At 63.7% G+C, this 14717-nt stretch carries 12 protein-coding genes; 1 reads left to right on the plus strand and 11 read right to left on the minus strand.

Features of this window, described 5'->3' with window-relative positions; genetic code table 11:
- Positions 1 to 11: 11 nt before the first annotated feature.
- The 4 genes from ilvA to GC425_RS02045 all read right to left on the minus strand — a co-directional run bounded on the left by ilvA (position 12) and on the right by GC425_RS02045 (position 4879).
- Positions 12 to 1553 (minus strand): threonine ammonia-lyase, biosynthetic, encoded by a 1542-nt coding sequence (ilvA, locus tag GC425_RS02030; protein WP_151843996.1) that lies wholly within the window; start codon positions 1551 to 1553, stop codon positions 12 to 14.
- Between the two features lie 23 nt (positions 1554 to 1576).
- Entirely contained in the window at positions 1577 to 3004 is a 1428-nt protein-coding gene (locus GC425_RS02035; RefSeq protein WP_151843995.1) for a cation:dicarboxylate symporter family transporter, read from the minus strand.
- Between the two features lie 76 nt (positions 3005 to 3080).
- Positions 3081 to 3749, minus strand: coding sequence for a 3'-5' exonuclease (locus tag GC425_RS02040; protein ID WP_151841788.1), 669 nt, complete (start codon positions 3747 to 3749; stop codon positions 3081 to 3083).
- A gap of 47 nt (positions 3750 to 3796) precedes the next feature.
- Positions 3797 to 4879, minus strand: a complete 1083-nt coding sequence (locus GC425_RS02045; RefSeq protein ID WP_202879016.1) for a hypothetical protein — start codon at positions 4877 to 4879, stop codon at positions 3797 to 3799.
- Positions 4880 to 5546: 667 nt separating this feature from the next.
- On the opposite strand from GC425_RS02045, the gene ligA reads away from it, so the two are divergent.
- Complete coding sequence (gene ligA, locus GC425_RS02050; protein ID WP_151843994.1) at positions 5547 to 7577, plus strand: NAD-dependent DNA ligase LigA; 2031 nt, start codon at positions 5547 to 5549, stop codon at positions 7575 to 7577.
- Positions 7578 to 7613: 36 nt separating this feature from the next.
- Here the strand turns inward: ligA and GC425_RS02055 are convergent, their stop codons facing one another.
- The 7 genes from GC425_RS02055 to GC425_RS02085 are packed head-to-tail and all read right to left on the minus strand — an operon-like array spanning position 7614 to position 14707.
- Positions 7614 to 8663: a hypothetical protein gene (locus tag GC425_RS02055; protein WP_151843993.1), complete on the minus strand. Its 1050-nt coding sequence runs from the start codon at positions 8661 to 8663 to the stop codon at positions 7614 to 7616.
- Positions 8656 to 9786, minus strand: a complete 1131-nt coding sequence (mnmA, locus tag GC425_RS02060; protein WP_151843992.1) for a tRNA 2-thiouridine(34) synthase MnmA — start codon at positions 9784 to 9786, stop codon at positions 8656 to 8658. The genes GC425_RS02055 and mnmA overlap by 8 nt, the downstream gene beginning before the upstream one ends.
- Before the next feature lie 14 nt (positions 9787 to 9800).
- The gene (locus tag GC425_RS02065) at positions 9801 to 11027 is read right to left on the minus strand and encodes a cysteine desulfurase family protein (protein ID WP_151843991.1); all 1227 of its coding nucleotides are present in this window, start codon (positions 11025 to 11027) and stop codon (positions 9801 to 9803) included.
- An 18-nt stretch (positions 11028 to 11045) separates the two neighbouring features.
- The gene (locus tag GC425_RS02070; RefSeq protein WP_151843990.1) at positions 11046 to 11927 is read right to left on the minus strand and encodes a siderophore-interacting protein; all 882 of its coding nucleotides are present in this window, start codon (positions 11925 to 11927) and stop codon (positions 11046 to 11048) included.
- A gap of 4 nt (positions 11928 to 11931) precedes the next feature.
- Positions 11932 to 12723, minus strand: coding sequence for an ABC transporter ATP-binding protein (locus GC425_RS02075; RefSeq protein WP_151843989.1), 792 nt, complete (start codon positions 12721 to 12723; stop codon positions 11932 to 11934).
- Positions 12720 to 13742: an iron chelate uptake ABC transporter family permease subunit gene (locus tag GC425_RS02080; RefSeq protein ID WP_151843988.1), complete on the minus strand. Its 1023-nt coding sequence runs from the start codon at positions 13740 to 13742 to the stop codon at positions 12720 to 12722. The genes GC425_RS02075 and GC425_RS02080 overlap by 4 nt, the downstream gene beginning before the upstream one ends.
- Positions 13739 to 14707 (minus strand): iron ABC transporter permease, encoded by a 969-nt coding sequence (locus tag GC425_RS02085; RefSeq protein ID WP_151843987.1) that lies wholly within the window; start codon positions 14705 to 14707, stop codon positions 13739 to 13741. The genes GC425_RS02080 and GC425_RS02085 overlap by 4 nt, the downstream gene beginning before the upstream one ends.
- Positions 14708 to 14717: the final 10 nt, after the last annotated feature.

Below are 14717 nucleotides of genomic sequence, written 5' to 3' on the forward strand. Positions count from 1 at the left end.
AGGATGGCGCCTTAAGCCCTCTGGGAAGGCTGCAGGAAGAACTTGTAGGCCTCACTGTCGGACACGTCTGTGGCGTGGTAGCCCAACTGCGTCAAGTGCTCCTGGAACTCCGGATCCGCGGACACGTTTTCAAACGCCGTGAGGATGCGGCCGTAATCCATGCCGAAAGAACGGTAGTGGAACATGGAGATGTTCCAGCGTGTTCCCAGCACCTCCAGGAATCGCTGGAGTGCGCCCGGGTGCTCAGGGAACTCGAAACTGTAGAGAGTCTCGTCCACATGCGTTGGCGGCTTTCCACCGATCATGTAGCGGACGTGCTCCTTGGCCATGTCATCATCGGACAGGTCCACTACCCCGTAGCCTGCGGCCTCGAGGTCCTTCATAATCTCGGCGCGCTCCTTCGCACCTTCGGTGATCTTCACACCCACGAAGATGCGGGCTGGCCGTTCACCCTCGCGCTCATCCACGCGGTAGGAAAACTCGGTCACGGCGCGACCACCCAAGACGCGGCAGAACTTCAGGAAGGATCCTTCCACCTCTGGGATGGTCACTCCGAAAATGGCCTCGCCGCCTTCACCGAGTTCCGCACGTTCGGAGACATAGCGCAGGGAGTGGAAGTTCATGTTCGCGCCGGACAGGATGTTCACCAGGGTCTCCCCCGCGATGCTGTGGTCCGCAACGTAGCGCTTCAAGCCGGCGAGGGACACGGCGCCGGCGGGCTCGGCGATGGCGCGCGTGTCGTCGTAGATATCCTTCGTGGCCGCCGAGATTTCATCGGAGGACACGGTGATGACGTCGTCCAGGTACTCGGTGCACAGACGCAGGGTCTCTGCACCGATCTGCTTCACGGCCACGCCCTCGGCAAAGAGGCTGACGTGGTCCAGGGTCACAGCCCGGCCTGCCTTCAGGGCGGCGCTCAAGCACGCGGATTCCTCCGGCTCCACACCGATCACGCGAATGTCAGGATTGAGCTGCTTCAAAAGCACGGCCACGCCGGCGGCGATTCCGCCGCCTCCCACGGGAACGAAGACGCGGTCGACTGTGGGCAGGGACTGGAAGATCTCCAGGCCAAGAGTGCCCTGGCCGGCGATGACGGCCGGATCGTCGAAGGGAGCCACGAACACCATGCCGTCGCGTTCCGACAATTCAATGGCCTTGGCCTTGGCCTCATCGAAGTTCGAGCCGTGCAGCAGGACTTCGCCGCCAAAACCCTGGACGGCGTCGATTTTAATGGTCGGCGTGGTCACCGGCATCACAATGATGGTACGGATCCCCAGTTCGCGACCAGACAAGGCCACGCCCTGGGCGTGGTTGCCCGCAGAGGCGGCCACCACGCCGGCGGCGCGCTCGGTCTCGCTGAGTTGTGCCATCCGGTTGAAGGCACCGCGGATCTTGAAGCTGTGCACGGGTTGCAGGTCTTCTCGTTTAATGAAGACGGTGTTTCCCAGGCGCTCGGAGAGCGCCTTCATGGAATCCAGTGGCGTGTGAATGGCCGCCCGATAGACAGGGGCGGCCACGATTTGCTTGAGGTAATCAGCACCAGTCAGTGACATGGTTGCCGATTATAGTTCCACGGCTACTTGTCGTAGTCCTTGAGGTTCACCTGCGGGGTTGGCTGCAGGTCATCTGCTGGGTTCTCCACAGAGGGATACGCCAGGTTCACGTCATGGCCATCATCCTCGCCGGGAACGTACGGATCCTCCCCGTTCAGCACGCGGTGGACCTGCTCCTTATCGACGGTCTTGGTCCACGTGCCCACCAGGAGGGTGGCCACAGAGTTACCGGCGAAGTTGGTCAGGGCACGTGCCTCGGACATGAAGCGGTCGATACCCACGATGATGTCCACGCCGTTCAGCAGCTCTGGGCGGTGCGATTGCAGGCCCGCGGCCAGGGTGGCGATACCGGCGCCACTCACGCCGGCGGCTCCCTTGGAGGCGATCATCATGAAGACCAGCAGACCGATCTGCTCGCCAATGGTCATCGGCATGTTCATCGCGTCCGAGACGAAGATGGCTGCCATCGTCAGGTAGATGGCTGTACCATCCAAGTTGAAGGAGTAGCCGGTGGGTACCACGATGCCGACGGTGGACTTGTCCACGCCGATGTGCTCCATCTTGCGCATGAGGTTCGGCAGAGCGGACTCGGAGGAGGACGTGGCGAAGATCAGCAGGAACTCGCGGCCCAGGTACTTCGCCAGCTTGAAGATGCTAAAGCCGGTGAACACCTTGAGTACCAGGCCGAGGATTCCGAAGACGAAAACCACGCAGGTGATGTAGAAGCCCAGCATCAGCACACCCAGTTGGATGACTGCGTCCAGTCCCGTGCCCGCAACCACGCCAGCGATCGCACCGAAGGCGCCGATGGGGGCGAGCCACAGGATCCAGGACAGGATCTTGAAAACGAGGCGCTGGAGCATCGCCACAAAGTTCAGAATCGGCTCCCCTGCCGGCCCCATGGATTGGGTGGCGAAGCCCACCAGCAGGGCGATGAAGAGCACCTGGAGAACGGATCCGGAGGTGAAGGCGCTGAAGAAGCTCTCGGGGATGATGGATTGGACGAATCCAACCAGACCCTCGTGGTTGCCTTCTGCTTTCTTGATCAGGGCGCTCGCATCACCGCCGGTGTGACCCACGTTCAGGCCGTCTCCGGGCTGAAGCAGGTTTCCCACGATCAGGCCCACTCCCAGCGCCAAGGTGGACATCGTGATGAAGTATGCCAGGGCGATTCCGCCGGCTTTACCCACGGAGGCTGCCGCACGGACTGATCCGATGCCCAGCACGATAGTGCAGAAAATCACAGGAGCGATGATCATCTTGATCAGGCTCACGAACATCGTTCCGAGAACCTTGAAGTTGATCGCAATGCTGGGGGCAACGAGCCCAAAGACGATACCGCCAATAACGGCGATGATCACTGCGATGTATAGCCAGTGCGTGTGGTCCTTGCGTGGCTTTGAGGATGCCGCGATCTGCGGACCATGACCACGGTCGTGTGTGGATGCCATGGGTCTTCTCTTTTCTGTGTGGACACAAGTCTTGAAAACGTCAGACAGAATGTTACGCCCCTGTGGCCTCCAACCACTACACAATCAGTGGCCAGGACGTTTTCACGTCTGCCTCTTTGCCAATGCGTGTGAAGTACTCCTGCAGATCGGTCTGCGCTTCGTAGTGCCACGTAGCCTGGGCGTGCATGAGTTCATCGCCAGTCATGGAGACGATCTCAGGGTAGGCGCGGCTGAGTTTCCAGGCCACTCGAGCCGCAGCAATGGCGTCTGACGTGGCCTCATGGGCATTCTCGACAGGCACTCCGTAGTGCTCGCTCACGCTCTCCAAGGTCTTTTTCCCCTTGCGGTATTGGTCCATCTTCTTGTCGATCACCAGCGGATCCACAACCAGGCCGTCGATCGTGAATGAGGGGTCCAGGGATTTCAGCACGGAGAGGTCATAGGGGGCGTTGTAGACAATGAGCGTTGCCCCCTGAGACCACCCCTCACGAATGCGATTTATTGTTTCTTTTAGAACTTCTTCGTGGTCGCGACCATGCTCGCGGGCATAATCCGTGGTGATTCCGTGCACGTCGCTGGCGGCCTTGGGGATCTCGATGCCGGGGTCGGCCAGCATCTCGAGGTCCTGGCGCTCACGCCCGCGGATGGTGACCAGCGCACTGGTGACAATGCGTGCAGTTGTGGGGTCCACTCCGGTGGTTTCCAAGTCGAAGCTGAGCATGTGTGAGGGGTCGAATCCGTTCATGCTCACCACTCTAGTGGCTAGGGGTCACGCACCCCGATGCGCAAGCATCATGGCTTGCGGGTGAAGTGGCCCCACAACGCAGGCCCAATGGCCACGCCCAACCCAATGGCCCCCAAAAAGGCGATCAGGCTCAGGAATCCCACTGGTGTACGTGGTAAGGGCGAGATGTCGCTGTGGGACAGCACTGCGAAACCACCCGGAGTCGATTCTGACTCAGCCGCATCTAGCTCACCTGGCACGTGCTTCTTCGAAGTGCCTTCGGCAGGCCGTAACCACGATTCACCTCGCGGACGCAGCTCATCGTCACGATGGCCTGTGTACACCTTGGGAACGACCTCGCCCCGAGCGCGCGCCCTCTGCAGTTGCCGGGCTGCCCGTGGGTTCGTGGATGCTTGTTCGATGAGATCTTCCAATTCCCGGCGCCGCGCCTCGTTGGTCGTCGCTGGGCGCAAAAACTTCTTGGTATTCACCCGCTCGTGACCGCGTGGGGATTCTGCAAGGGCAGCCAGGAGAGAATCCACAGTATATCCGCCCGTTCCTCTGTGAGGGGCATCCTTGTGTGGACGTGGCTTTGTGGATGGCTTGGACGGCTTCACGGGTTTCGCAGGCTTGCCCGGCGTGGATGGCTTCGCAGGCTTGTCAGAAGGCTTGTCCGGCTTCGCAGGCTTGTCCGGGTTAGACGGCTTGGAAGGCTTCGTAGGCTTCCCGATTTTGTCTGAAGCACCGGGCTTTTTGCCGCTCGGCCTTGCACTACTGCCATGAACGTTTCCATGATCATGTCCATGGTTATGAGACGGACCCCCGGTGATCGGAATGACATATGAGTCATCCGGTTGATGAGGGGCAGGTGCCGGCTGTGATGCTGGCGTCTCTTCATCTAGATCCGCCAACGGTTCAAAATCAAAATCAGAGGCATCAATAACGGAGGTATCACTGAGAGGAATCTCAAGGCCAGGATCGACCTCGTTGGTAGTGTCCGGCTCATCTGATTCGGAGGGGCCCCACTGGCTATCGCATTCCAGATCTTCTGCGCAGGGGTCGCGCAACACTATTCCGGACTCATCAATGTCGTCGACGATGAACGTCTCCGCAGTTGGCTGGTCGGTGCCAGTCGGCTGTGCATCAGCCACGGCGGCGAGTGCAGGGTATGAGAAAAGTGCAGCGAGTGCCACAGGCGCTGCTAAGCCTTTCCTTATACTCCTACTTTTCACATGTGTAGTATCTCAGAGTAGACCTCAAAAGACCACTATTGAGCTGACCAGGGCGTTTCCCTTCCCCCTCCCCACCCAGGTTGCATATAGCCGTGCACTTCACTAAGAAAAGCCAGGACCCGCACAGGTCCTGGCTTAAGCATCTGTAAGGATGTGCTTTAGATCAGCATATCCTCGGCGATGCGGTTGGTGTTGTCGGCGGGGACGAAGAGTTCTTGGTCATCGCCGAAGAGGTAGCCGTTTGCCTGGAGAGTCAGAGCGTCGAACAACATAAGGTTATTCCTTTCACATTTTCTTGGGTGTTTGCCTTGAGGTTCCTTTACGCTAACGCTCGACCCCGCCCCACCTGAACACCCTTCGCGGCGCCGTCGCACCTGATAATTCAATAATCGAAAGAACGAACACCCAGCGCTAGAGGGGCACTCACACGCGATATATCTATATTTCCCATTGTTTTACCCACCCCCTTGTGTTACCTAGACCGACCCAACACGTGATCCAGCTCACTCACACACCCGGTGATCACATAATGTTTTCACAACTAACTCCCGCGACCGCACCCGCTCACACCGTAGAATGGCTTATCGTGACTGACCCTTCGCTGACCGAACTCACCCAACACTGGCAACGCCTCGCCGAGCAGGTGCGCCACCACCGGCACCAGTATTACTACGCCACGCCGGAGATCTCGGACGCGGACTTCGACCAGCTCTTCACCGACTTGAAGAACTTCGAGGAGGAGCACCCCGAGGCCGTCACGGGTCCCAGCCCCACACAGGAAGTGGCTCCCGCTCCCCCTACCAGCACAGCTTTTCGCAATGTGAACCACCGCGAGCGCATGCTCTCCCTGGACAACGTCTTCGATACCGAGCAGCTCCAGCAGTGGCTCGACCGCACCCCGGCCAGCGAATACCTCACTGAACTCAAGATCGACGGCGCCAGCATCAACCTGCTCTACATCCAAGGCAAGCTAGAGCTAGCCCTCACCCGCGGTGACGGAACCACCGGCGAGGACATTACCCACAACGCCCGCACACTGTCCGACATCCCGGACACCCTTCAGGGTGACAACATCCCCGAGCTCGTGGAGATCCGCGGAGAGGTGTTCATCGACGTGGACGACTTTGCCGCGATGAACGCCCAGCGCCAGGCCGAGGGGCTCAAAATGTTCGCGAACCCCCGCAATGCTGCCGCCGGTGCGATGCGCCAAAAGAACGCAGAAGATACTGCCAAGCGTCCGCTGAAACTCATCTGCCACGGCATCGGCGCCCGCGAGGGGTTCGACGTGGACAGCCAGTGGGACGCCTACCAAGCCATCGAATCCTGGGGGCTGCCCGTCAGCCCCTACACCAAGCGCCTGCACAGCACGAAGGATGTGCTGCGCGAGGTCACGTATTGGGGCGAGCATCGCCACAGCGCCACCCACGAGATGGATGGCCTGGTCATTAAGGTCAACGACCTCGCCGACCAGCTTTCCTTGGGCACCACCAGCCGCGCTCCCCGATGGGCGATCGCCTACAAGTACCCGCCCGAAGAGGCGATGACCGTGCTGAAGAACATCCGCGTAGGCATCGGGCGCACCGGCCGGGCTACCCCGTATGCCGTGATGGAGCCGAAGTATGTTGCCGGTTCCACCATCAGCATGGCGACGCTGCACAACCCTTCGGAGGCGCATCGCAAGGGCATCCAGCTGGGCGATTCCATCATGATCCGCAAAGCCGGCGAAGTCATCCCCGAGGTGCTAGGGCCCGTGGAGGATGCCCGCACGGGGCGCGAACGCCCCTTCATCTTCTCCTCCCTGTGCCCGGAATGTGGCACGCCCCTGGCTCCGTCGAAGGAGGGCGACGCCGACTGGCGCTGCCCCAACACCCGCCGCTGCCCCGGCCAGCTGCACACGCGCTTGACCTACCTCGCCGGGCGCGGCGCCTTCGACATTGACGCCCTGGGGGAAAAAGCCGCCTACGACCTGATCCACTCCGGCGTGCTGACCGACGAGTCCACCCTCTTTTCCCTGACGGCCGAGGACCTGGAACGAACGAGTGCCTACACCACCCGTTCCGGCGCTCTGAATAAGCAAGGAACAACCCTGCTGGAGAAGCTGCAGGCTGCCAAGGACGTGGACCTGTGGCGCGTGATCGTGGCGCTGTCCATTCGGCACGTGGGTCCCACGGCCGCGAAGGCCTTGGCGAAGCACTACGGCTCCCTGGAGAAGATCCGCCAGGCCAGCCCGGAGAGCATGGCCGAGATCGACGGCGTGGGCGCCACCATCGCCCACTCCATCGCCGACTGGTTCACGGTGGACTGGCACGTGGACATCGTGGAGGCCTGGGCTGCGGCCGGGGTCCGGATGGAGGAGGATCTGCCTGAGCCGGACGACCTTCCCGAGGCCACGCTGGAGGGCCTCACGATTGTGGTGACCGGCACCTTGGAGGAGTTCGACCGTACCCAGGCCAAGGAGGCCATCGAGTCCCGTGGTGGGAAGGCCGCCGGAAGTGTCTCGAAGAACACGGACTACCTGGTCGCCGGCGCGAAGGCGGGCTCCAAGCTCACGAAGGCGGAGCAGTTGGGCGTGCCGGTTCTGGACGAGGCGGGCTTCAAGGAGCTCCTGGGTCTGTAGCCAGATGGCGCACTACAGCGCCTCAGCCGTAGCCCGCTAGTTATGCCAGATCATCGCAGCAGCGCTCCGAATGATCGCCGCCTGTGTGCTGGCCTCGGCCACACTCCGCACGCCCTCGGGCAGCACGAGGTCCAGCGCATGCGGCAGCAGCGCTGGCTCCAGCGTCCACTGATCCCACTGACGCACAACGCCCGTCGCAATCGCCGCCGCCTGCTGCTCCACGGCGCTCGCCCCTGATTTTTCCCCGACGCCCAGCTCACGTCCCCCAGGCACCCATCCGATCCGCACTCCGCGTGCCAACAGGTCTCCCACGAAGTCCTTACCCGCGGTGGTGCGTGCCTGCGAGGCGGGTATGACCACGCGCTCGAAATCCTCGATCCCCTCTCCCAGCTGCTGAGGAAGCTCGCCCTCGCAGTCCAGGATGACCGGCAGGTCCACCTGCCGCAGGAAGCGCTGCCACACGCCACGCACGTGCTCGCGGTCCACCGGCGGGAGGTGCTCAAAGTCTGTGGCTCCGCGCACCCCGGCTAGGACCTCGTGCACGTGAGGTTCGTGCAGCACAATGCTCACGTCCACGCCTAAGGAAGCTCGCAGCTGGCCGGCGAACTCGCGCACCCCGTCCCCGAGGGACAAGGCGCAGTCGCGGAAGGCGGGCTTGTCGCGCAGCAGCGGGTGACCCGCATATTCCACGCTTACTCCGAAGGACCACGGCCCCAGCACGTGCAGCAGCATCCGCTGCGCGTGTCCCGCTACCAGTTCTTCGGCAACGTCCGTGGCCTCACGCAGGAATCCCGCGGTACGGCGGGATTCCAAGGAGGGGTGGGCCGTGAGCTCCCAGCCTCGCGGGTTGGTGCGCAGGGGCAGCTGGGCCATGCTCGCGCTAGTGGCCAGCAGGGAGCGTTCCAGGTGGTCCACGCGGATAAACCCGAGGGTAGAAGGCGCGCCGGTGTCCTCGTCCACGTCAACGCTACGGGACAACGCGCTAGTCCACGCGGCATGCACGTCGGTGTGCGGGGTGATGGTGTTCTCCCACCAGCCGTAGCGCTCGCGCCCCTCGTCCTGGCTCGGGGACACTGCATCAGGCATGCGTGGCTCGAATGGTTCCGGAGCCGAGGAGGATGTCGCCGTCGGCGTCGGGTTGATAGACCACGGCGGATTGCCCGCGGGCCACGCCATCCAACGGCTCCAGCAGGTCCAGCTCCAGGCGCCACGGTGCCTCGTCCGCCTTCTTTTCCCGGCCGGCCGGGGTCACGGGGTCGGGGTCGTCCACCAGGCGCGCGATGGCCGGAACCACCCCGCCGTGCGCACGGACCTGGACCTCGCAGCGGAACTCGCGCCCGTGGACGTCGGGGTTCAAGCGCTTCAGGCGATCGGCCACGATAGACCTGGTTTTCAGATCTTCCCTGCGGCCAATGGTCACGGTACCGGTCGCCGCGTCGATGTCGGTCACATAGCGTGGGGTGCCGTCCAGCCCTTCGCGGGGAAGGCCGAGCCCCTTGCGCTGACCAATCGTGAAGCCGTACACGCCGTCGTGGCTGGCCAGGGTCTCCCCGTCTTGGTCCTTCACCAGGCCGGGGCGCAGCCCGATCCGGGATCCCAGAAAAGCCTGGGTCTTCCCATCGGGGATGAAGCAGATGTCGTGAGAATCCGGCTTGGAGGCCACGCCGAAGCCATTCTCGGCTGCCTCTTGACGGATCTCCGGCTTCACCGTGTCCCCCACCGGGAACATGCAGTGCGCCAGCTGCTCGTCGGTCAGCACGCCCAGCACGTAGGACTGGTCCTTGTTCTCGTCGATCCCGCGGCGCATCACCCCGTCCTTCAACCGGGCGTAGTGACCGGTCACGACGGCGTCGAATCCCAAGGCGATAGAGCGATCCAGCAAGGCCTCAAACTTGATCTTCTCGTTGCAGCGCAGGCACGGATTCGGGGTCTCTCCGATCGCGTAGGAGTCCACGAAGTCGTCGATCACGTCTGCCTTGAAGCGATCGGAAAAGTCCCACACATAAAAAGGGATCCCCAGCTTATCGGCCACCCGGCGCGCGTCCGCCGAGTCCTCCAGGGAGCAGCATCCACGCGACCCGGCGCGCACGGCCTCAGGGGATTGAGACAGGGCCAGGTGCACACCGATGACCTCGTGTCCTTCCTCCAGGGCACGGGCTGCTGCGACGGCGGAGTCCACCCCGCCACTCATTGCTGCTACTACTCGCATGCCTTGCACCCTACCTATCTAGTTGATTTATCACCAAATGCCATTCCGGCGGCTCGAGCCTGCGCCACGACCTCGGGCAACAGGCCGGCGATCCGTCGCGCGTCCTCGTCGGTGGTGCCTGGGCCTAAGGTGATGCGCAGCGCCCCACGTGCCACGTCCACCGGCACGCCCATCGCGGTGAGCACGTGGCTGGCCCGGTTCACACCGGAGCTGCACGCCGACCCCGTGGAGGCATCCACTCCCGCCACGTCCAGCAGCATGATCAGCGAATCTCCCTCCGCGCCGGGGAAACTCACGTGCAGGTGGCCGGGCAGGGCGGGTTCCTGCGTCCACACGCGCACGTCGTCGATTCCCCGCGCGGCCTGGGCCACGTGATCCCGGAGGCGGGTAACGCGGGCGTGGTCCTGTTCCATTGTTTTATACGACGCCGCCAGCGCCGCGGCCACCCCGGCCGCCGCCTGCGGGTTGGCGGTTCCTGAGCGGAGGCCTCGTTCTTGGCCGCCGCCGCGCAGGGGGCTGTCGATCTGGGCGTCCCTGCGGGCGAGGAGGATGCCGGCAGACTTGGGGCCGCCGAACTTGTGCGCGCTGGCGGCCAGAGTTTGGACTCCGAGGGCATGGAAGTTCACGGGGACGTGACCGACGGCCTGGACGGCGTCGATATGGAAGGGCACAGTGCCCGCGTGGCTACTGCCCTGGCGGCGGTGCTGTGCACGTCGCTGGGTGATCGCCTCGATGGGCTGGAGGTTTCCGGTTTCGTTGTTCGCCCACATGCAGGTGGCGACGGCCACGTCGTCGGTGTCCAGGAGGTCCGTGTCCGTGTCCACGCGGCCGTGCTGGTCCACGGCCCATTCGCGGTGCTCAAAGCCCAGGTGTGTGAGCCACTGGACCGATTCCAGCACGGCGGGGTGCTCGATTCCGCTGCTCACCACGGCGGTCGCGCCCCGCAACCGCCGTGAGGCGAAGGCGAGCCCTTGAATCGCGATGTTGTCCGCCTCGGTGCCGGAGCCAGTGAAGATCACCTCCACCGGATCACAGCCGAGCAGCTCCGCCACCTGCTCCCGGGCCTCCTCCAGCACGGCGCGGGCCGCACGGCCAGAGGCGTAGTGGCCCGCGGGGTTCAGCAGGTGCTGGGCCTGTTCCATCGCCTCGATCGCCTCCTGACGTAGCGGCGCCGTGGCAGCGTAATCAGCGAAGATGCGCCGTGGTTGGCTGGGGCGATTGGTGGAGGAGGTGGTAGTCACGGCACACGAGTATACGCTTTAGTGCGTGTCCTTCCAGTAGCCCATGAAGGAGACCATGGAGCGCGGAACCCCGGCGTTGCGGACGGCGTCGCGGCGCATGGCCTTCACCACGGAGGATTCTCCGGCGATCCAGTAGTAGCACTCGTCGGGTCGGCTTTCCTGCGGGGCCTGGAGGTCCTCACCGGAGGAGCTGTAGGCAGGGGTTTCCCACACCAGCATCTCCTGATCGTCGCCGGACGCGTCCTCGCGGGAGGCTGCCTCCGTCTCAGCAACCGTGAACCCGAGAAGCTCGGAGAGCTTGTCCTGCATCGCCGCACCTCGAGCACGGTCCTCGCGCGGCAGCCAGGTCACCTCGCAGGCGTCGGGAGTCTCGATATCCAGGATGTCCTCGGCGCTCGGCACCTCGATGAAGGCGTGACCAGTCACGCCATCGGGCCACTCCTCCACCGTCCGGGCGATGGCGGGGGCTGCGGTTTCGTCGCCCAGGAGGTAGGCGGTGGTGGCATCGCCGGGGTTGAATTCGATGCCCATGCCGGAGGCGTCATCCAGCGGCGGGCCGATCACCACCACGGTGTCGCCGGGCTCACAGGCCGCGGCCCACTCGCTGGCCAGGCCACCCGGGTGATCCACAAAGTCGATGTCGATCTCTACATCGCCGTTATCCTTCACACGGCGGTCTCGGATTGAGTAGGTGCGCAGAGCCTCGCGCTGCGCCACCGACAGGTGGGAGTGCCAGTCGGGCACGTTCGGCAGGGGCTCGTCGCTAATCAAGAGCTTGACGCGCAGGTCGTAGATGGGGCCTGCTGGCCCGAAACCTGGGGCGTCCAGCGTGATCCGGCGAAAGCTCGGCGACAGCTTGGTGTTGCGCACCACGGTGCACGGGATGGGTGAAAAAGCCATTGTATTAATACCTTCCGATCGGGGTGACCAAGGGAGATCCAGAGACAGGATCTGTGATCACCTGAGATTTCACGTTAAAGATGCGTTGCACATTGTCCTGTGTGACCACGTGCTCGGGCGTGCCCGAGGTGACGATCGCGCCGTCGCGCATCGCCACCAACTCGTCCGAGTAGCGGGCGGCCAGGTTGAGGTCGTGCAGAACCATGACGATGGTGGTCTGATGGGTGAGGTTTAACTCCTTCAGCAGATCCAGCACGTCCAGCTGATGAGCCACGTCCAGATACGTGGTGGGCTCATCCAGCAGGAGCACATCCGTGCGCTGAGCCAAGGCCATGGCAATCCACACCCGCTGGCGCTGCCCGCCGGATAGCTCCTCGATGCTGCGTTCGGCGAGTTCCGCCACCCCGGTCATGGTCATGGCCTGCGCCACGGCGTCGTAGTCATCGCTGCTCCACCGGCCCAGCATCCCCTGGTACGGCGTGCGGCCACGGCCCACCAGGTCCACCACCGTGATGCCCTCAGGCGCCAGCGGGGTCTGCGGCAGCAGGCCCAGTGTTCGGGCCAGCTCCTTCGATCCCCACTCCTGAAGCTTCTTCCCGTCCAGTTCCACCCGGCCGGCGGAGGGGTGAAGAAGCCGGGCCAAGGACTTCAGCAGGGTGGACTTCCCGCACCCGTTGGGACCGATGATCGAGGTGATCTTTCCCGGCGCGATGGATAGGGACAAGTCTCGGGCAATCACCCGATCGCCATAGTGCAGGGTCACATCCTGAGCCTGCAGACTGTGAGACGTGGTCATAGACCTGCTCCTTTCTTCGTGGTGCGGATCAACAGGTAGATCAAGAAGGGGGCGCCCAAGGCGCCGGTCACCACGCCCACGGGGTAGCGATACGGCAACACCAGTTGTGCGAGCGCATCGGCACCCAGCACGAGGATCGCCCCCACCAGCGCGGAGGTCAGCACGCTGTTGGTGTGTGGCAGGCGGGCTGCGATCGGCCCGGCCATAAACGCCACGAACGCGATCGGCCCCACCGCGGCCGTCACCACGGCGATGAGGAACACCGCGATACTCATGATCACCAGCCGAGTCCGTCCGGCGTTCAGCCCCAGTCCGGTGGCCAGCTCATCGCCCAGGCGCAGCACGGACAGGTGATGGGTCAGGACAATCAATGCGGGTAGGAGCACGGCCACGAGCACCGCCACGGGCACGATGATGTCCCACGAGGCCACGTTCAAAGAACCGGCCATCCAGCGGGAGGCCGCCTGTAGGTCCGGCGCATTGGCCCGGGAGAGCACAAATACCACGATGGAGTTCATGAACGCGCCCACACCGATGCCGGTCAGGATCAGCCGAGTGCCACCGCGCGCGAAGGCGTACATCGCGGCGGCCAGCGCCAGCGTTCCCGCCAGCGACAGCACGGACACGGTCCACTGGTCCAGGTGGAACATGGTGATACCGATGACTCCCACAGCACTGGCCGCAGCGGAGATCCCGATGATGTCGGGACTCGCCAGCTGGTTGCGCAGCATCGTCTGGAAACTCACACCAGCGCTTCCCAGTGCCAGCCCCACCAACACCGCCAGGATGGTTCGAGGTAGGCGGAGCTCACCGACCGTGTAGGACGCTCCCGGCACGGTCTTGCCCTGGATCACCTGGAGTACCTGGCTCATCGGATAGAAGGTCTCCCCCATCATCAGCAGGCAACACACAAAGGCCATCATCACGGCGAGTAAAGCCACCGTCACACACCAGGACCGGATGCGGGCGCGGCGCTGGTGGCGTCGGATATCGTGGGCGGTGAGCACAGGATTCGTCATGCCAGCTCACGCACCTTAAACGTCCGGACGATCCACACAAACACGGGCGCACCGAGCAGCGGCATCAGGATACCCACGGCGATCTCGGTGTTCGGGATGATCATGCGGCCGACCGTGTCCGAGAGCAGCACCACGAACGCGCCCATCAGGGCGGCGAACGGCACCAGGACGTGGTGGTTCGTGCCGGCCAGCATGCGGCACACGTGAGGCACGATCAGCCCCAGGAAGGTAATCGGGCCACACAGGGCCGTGGCCATGCCACACAGGACGATGCCCGCGGCGCCCGCCAGGACGCGCACGCGCGGCACGGACAGGCCTAAGGACGTGGCCGCCTCATCGCCCAGGGCCAGGGCGTTCATGCCGCCCGCCTGGCTCCACAGCAGAATGAGAGCCAGTGCCATCACCGGCGCGGCCACGGCCAGGGTGTCCCACTGCGCGCCCGCGATGTCACCCACCTGCCAGTGACGGAATTGATCCATCACCTGGGACTGCGGAAGCAATACCGCACGGATCAGGCTCACCAAGACGGCGGCGGTGGCGGCGCCGGACAGAGCCAGCTTCAGCGGCGTGGCGCCACCGGGCCCCATGGAGCCGATGACGAACACGAACACGCCCGCCAGGCCAGCGCCCAGCACGGCCAGGAGGAACGGCGCGTGAAGACCAAAGGTGATGCCCAGCACCACCGCGAGAGCGGCGCCGTGCAACACGCCAAAGATGCCGGGATCAGCCAGGGGGTTTCTGGTGATGGATTGGAACGCCACGCCCGCGGTGGCCAGCGCCGCACCAGCGACGATGCCCAGCACCGTGCGCGGAAGGCGTGCCGCAGCCACAGCCTGGCCGGCAGTCTCCGTGTGGCCCTGCGCGGCGGCCATCACGTCCTGCAGGGAGATGTCTCGCACGCCCAGGGTGATGCTGGCGATGATCGCGAGCCCCACCAGGACAATGCTCAGCAGAATATGTTTCATGAACGTGGAT

Origin of the sequence: Corynebacterium sp. zg254 (genome assembly GCF_024701495.1) — a bacterium.
In the GTDB taxonomy this organism is placed as follows: Bacteria; Actinomycetota; Actinomycetes; order Mycobacteriales; family Mycobacteriaceae; genus Corynebacterium; species Corynebacterium zhongnanshanii.

Excerpts from the sequence above, each read along its gene's own strand:
- GC425_RS02085 (WP_151843987.1), bottom strand. The coding sequence starts at position 14,707 with ATGAAACATATTCTGCTGAGCATTGTCCTGGTGGGGCTCGCGATCATC.
- ilvA (WP_151843996.1), bottom strand. The coding sequence starts at position 1,553 with ATGTCACTGACTGGTGCTGATTACCTCAAGCAAATCGTGGCCGCCCCT.
- GC425_RS02080 (WP_151843988.1), bottom strand. The coding sequence starts at position 13,742 with ATGACGAATCCTGTGCTCACCGCCCACGATATCCGACGCCACCAGCGC.
- GC425_RS02075 (WP_151843989.1), bottom strand. The coding sequence starts at position 12,723 with ATGACCACGTCTCACAGTCTGCAGGCTCAGGATGTGACCCTGCACTAT.
- GC425_RS02040 (WP_151841788.1), bottom strand. The coding sequence starts at position 3,749 with ATGAACGGATTCGACCCCTCACACATGCTCAGCTTCGACTTGGAAACC.
- GC425_RS02070 (WP_151843990.1), bottom strand. The coding sequence starts at position 11,927 with ATGGCTTTTTCACCCATCCCGTGCACCGTGGTGCGCAACACCAAGCTG.
- GC425_RS02035 (WP_151843995.1), bottom strand. The coding sequence starts at position 3,004 with ATGGCATCCACACACGACCGTGGTCATGGTCCGCAGATCGCGGCATCC.
- mnmA (WP_151843992.1), bottom strand. The coding sequence starts at position 9,786 with ATGCGAGTAGTAGCAGCAATGAGTGGCGGGGTGGACTCCGCCGTCGCA.
- GC425_RS02055 (WP_151843993.1), bottom strand. The coding sequence starts at position 8,663 with ATGCCTGATGCAGTGTCCCCGAGCCAGGACGAGGGGCGCGAGCGCTAC.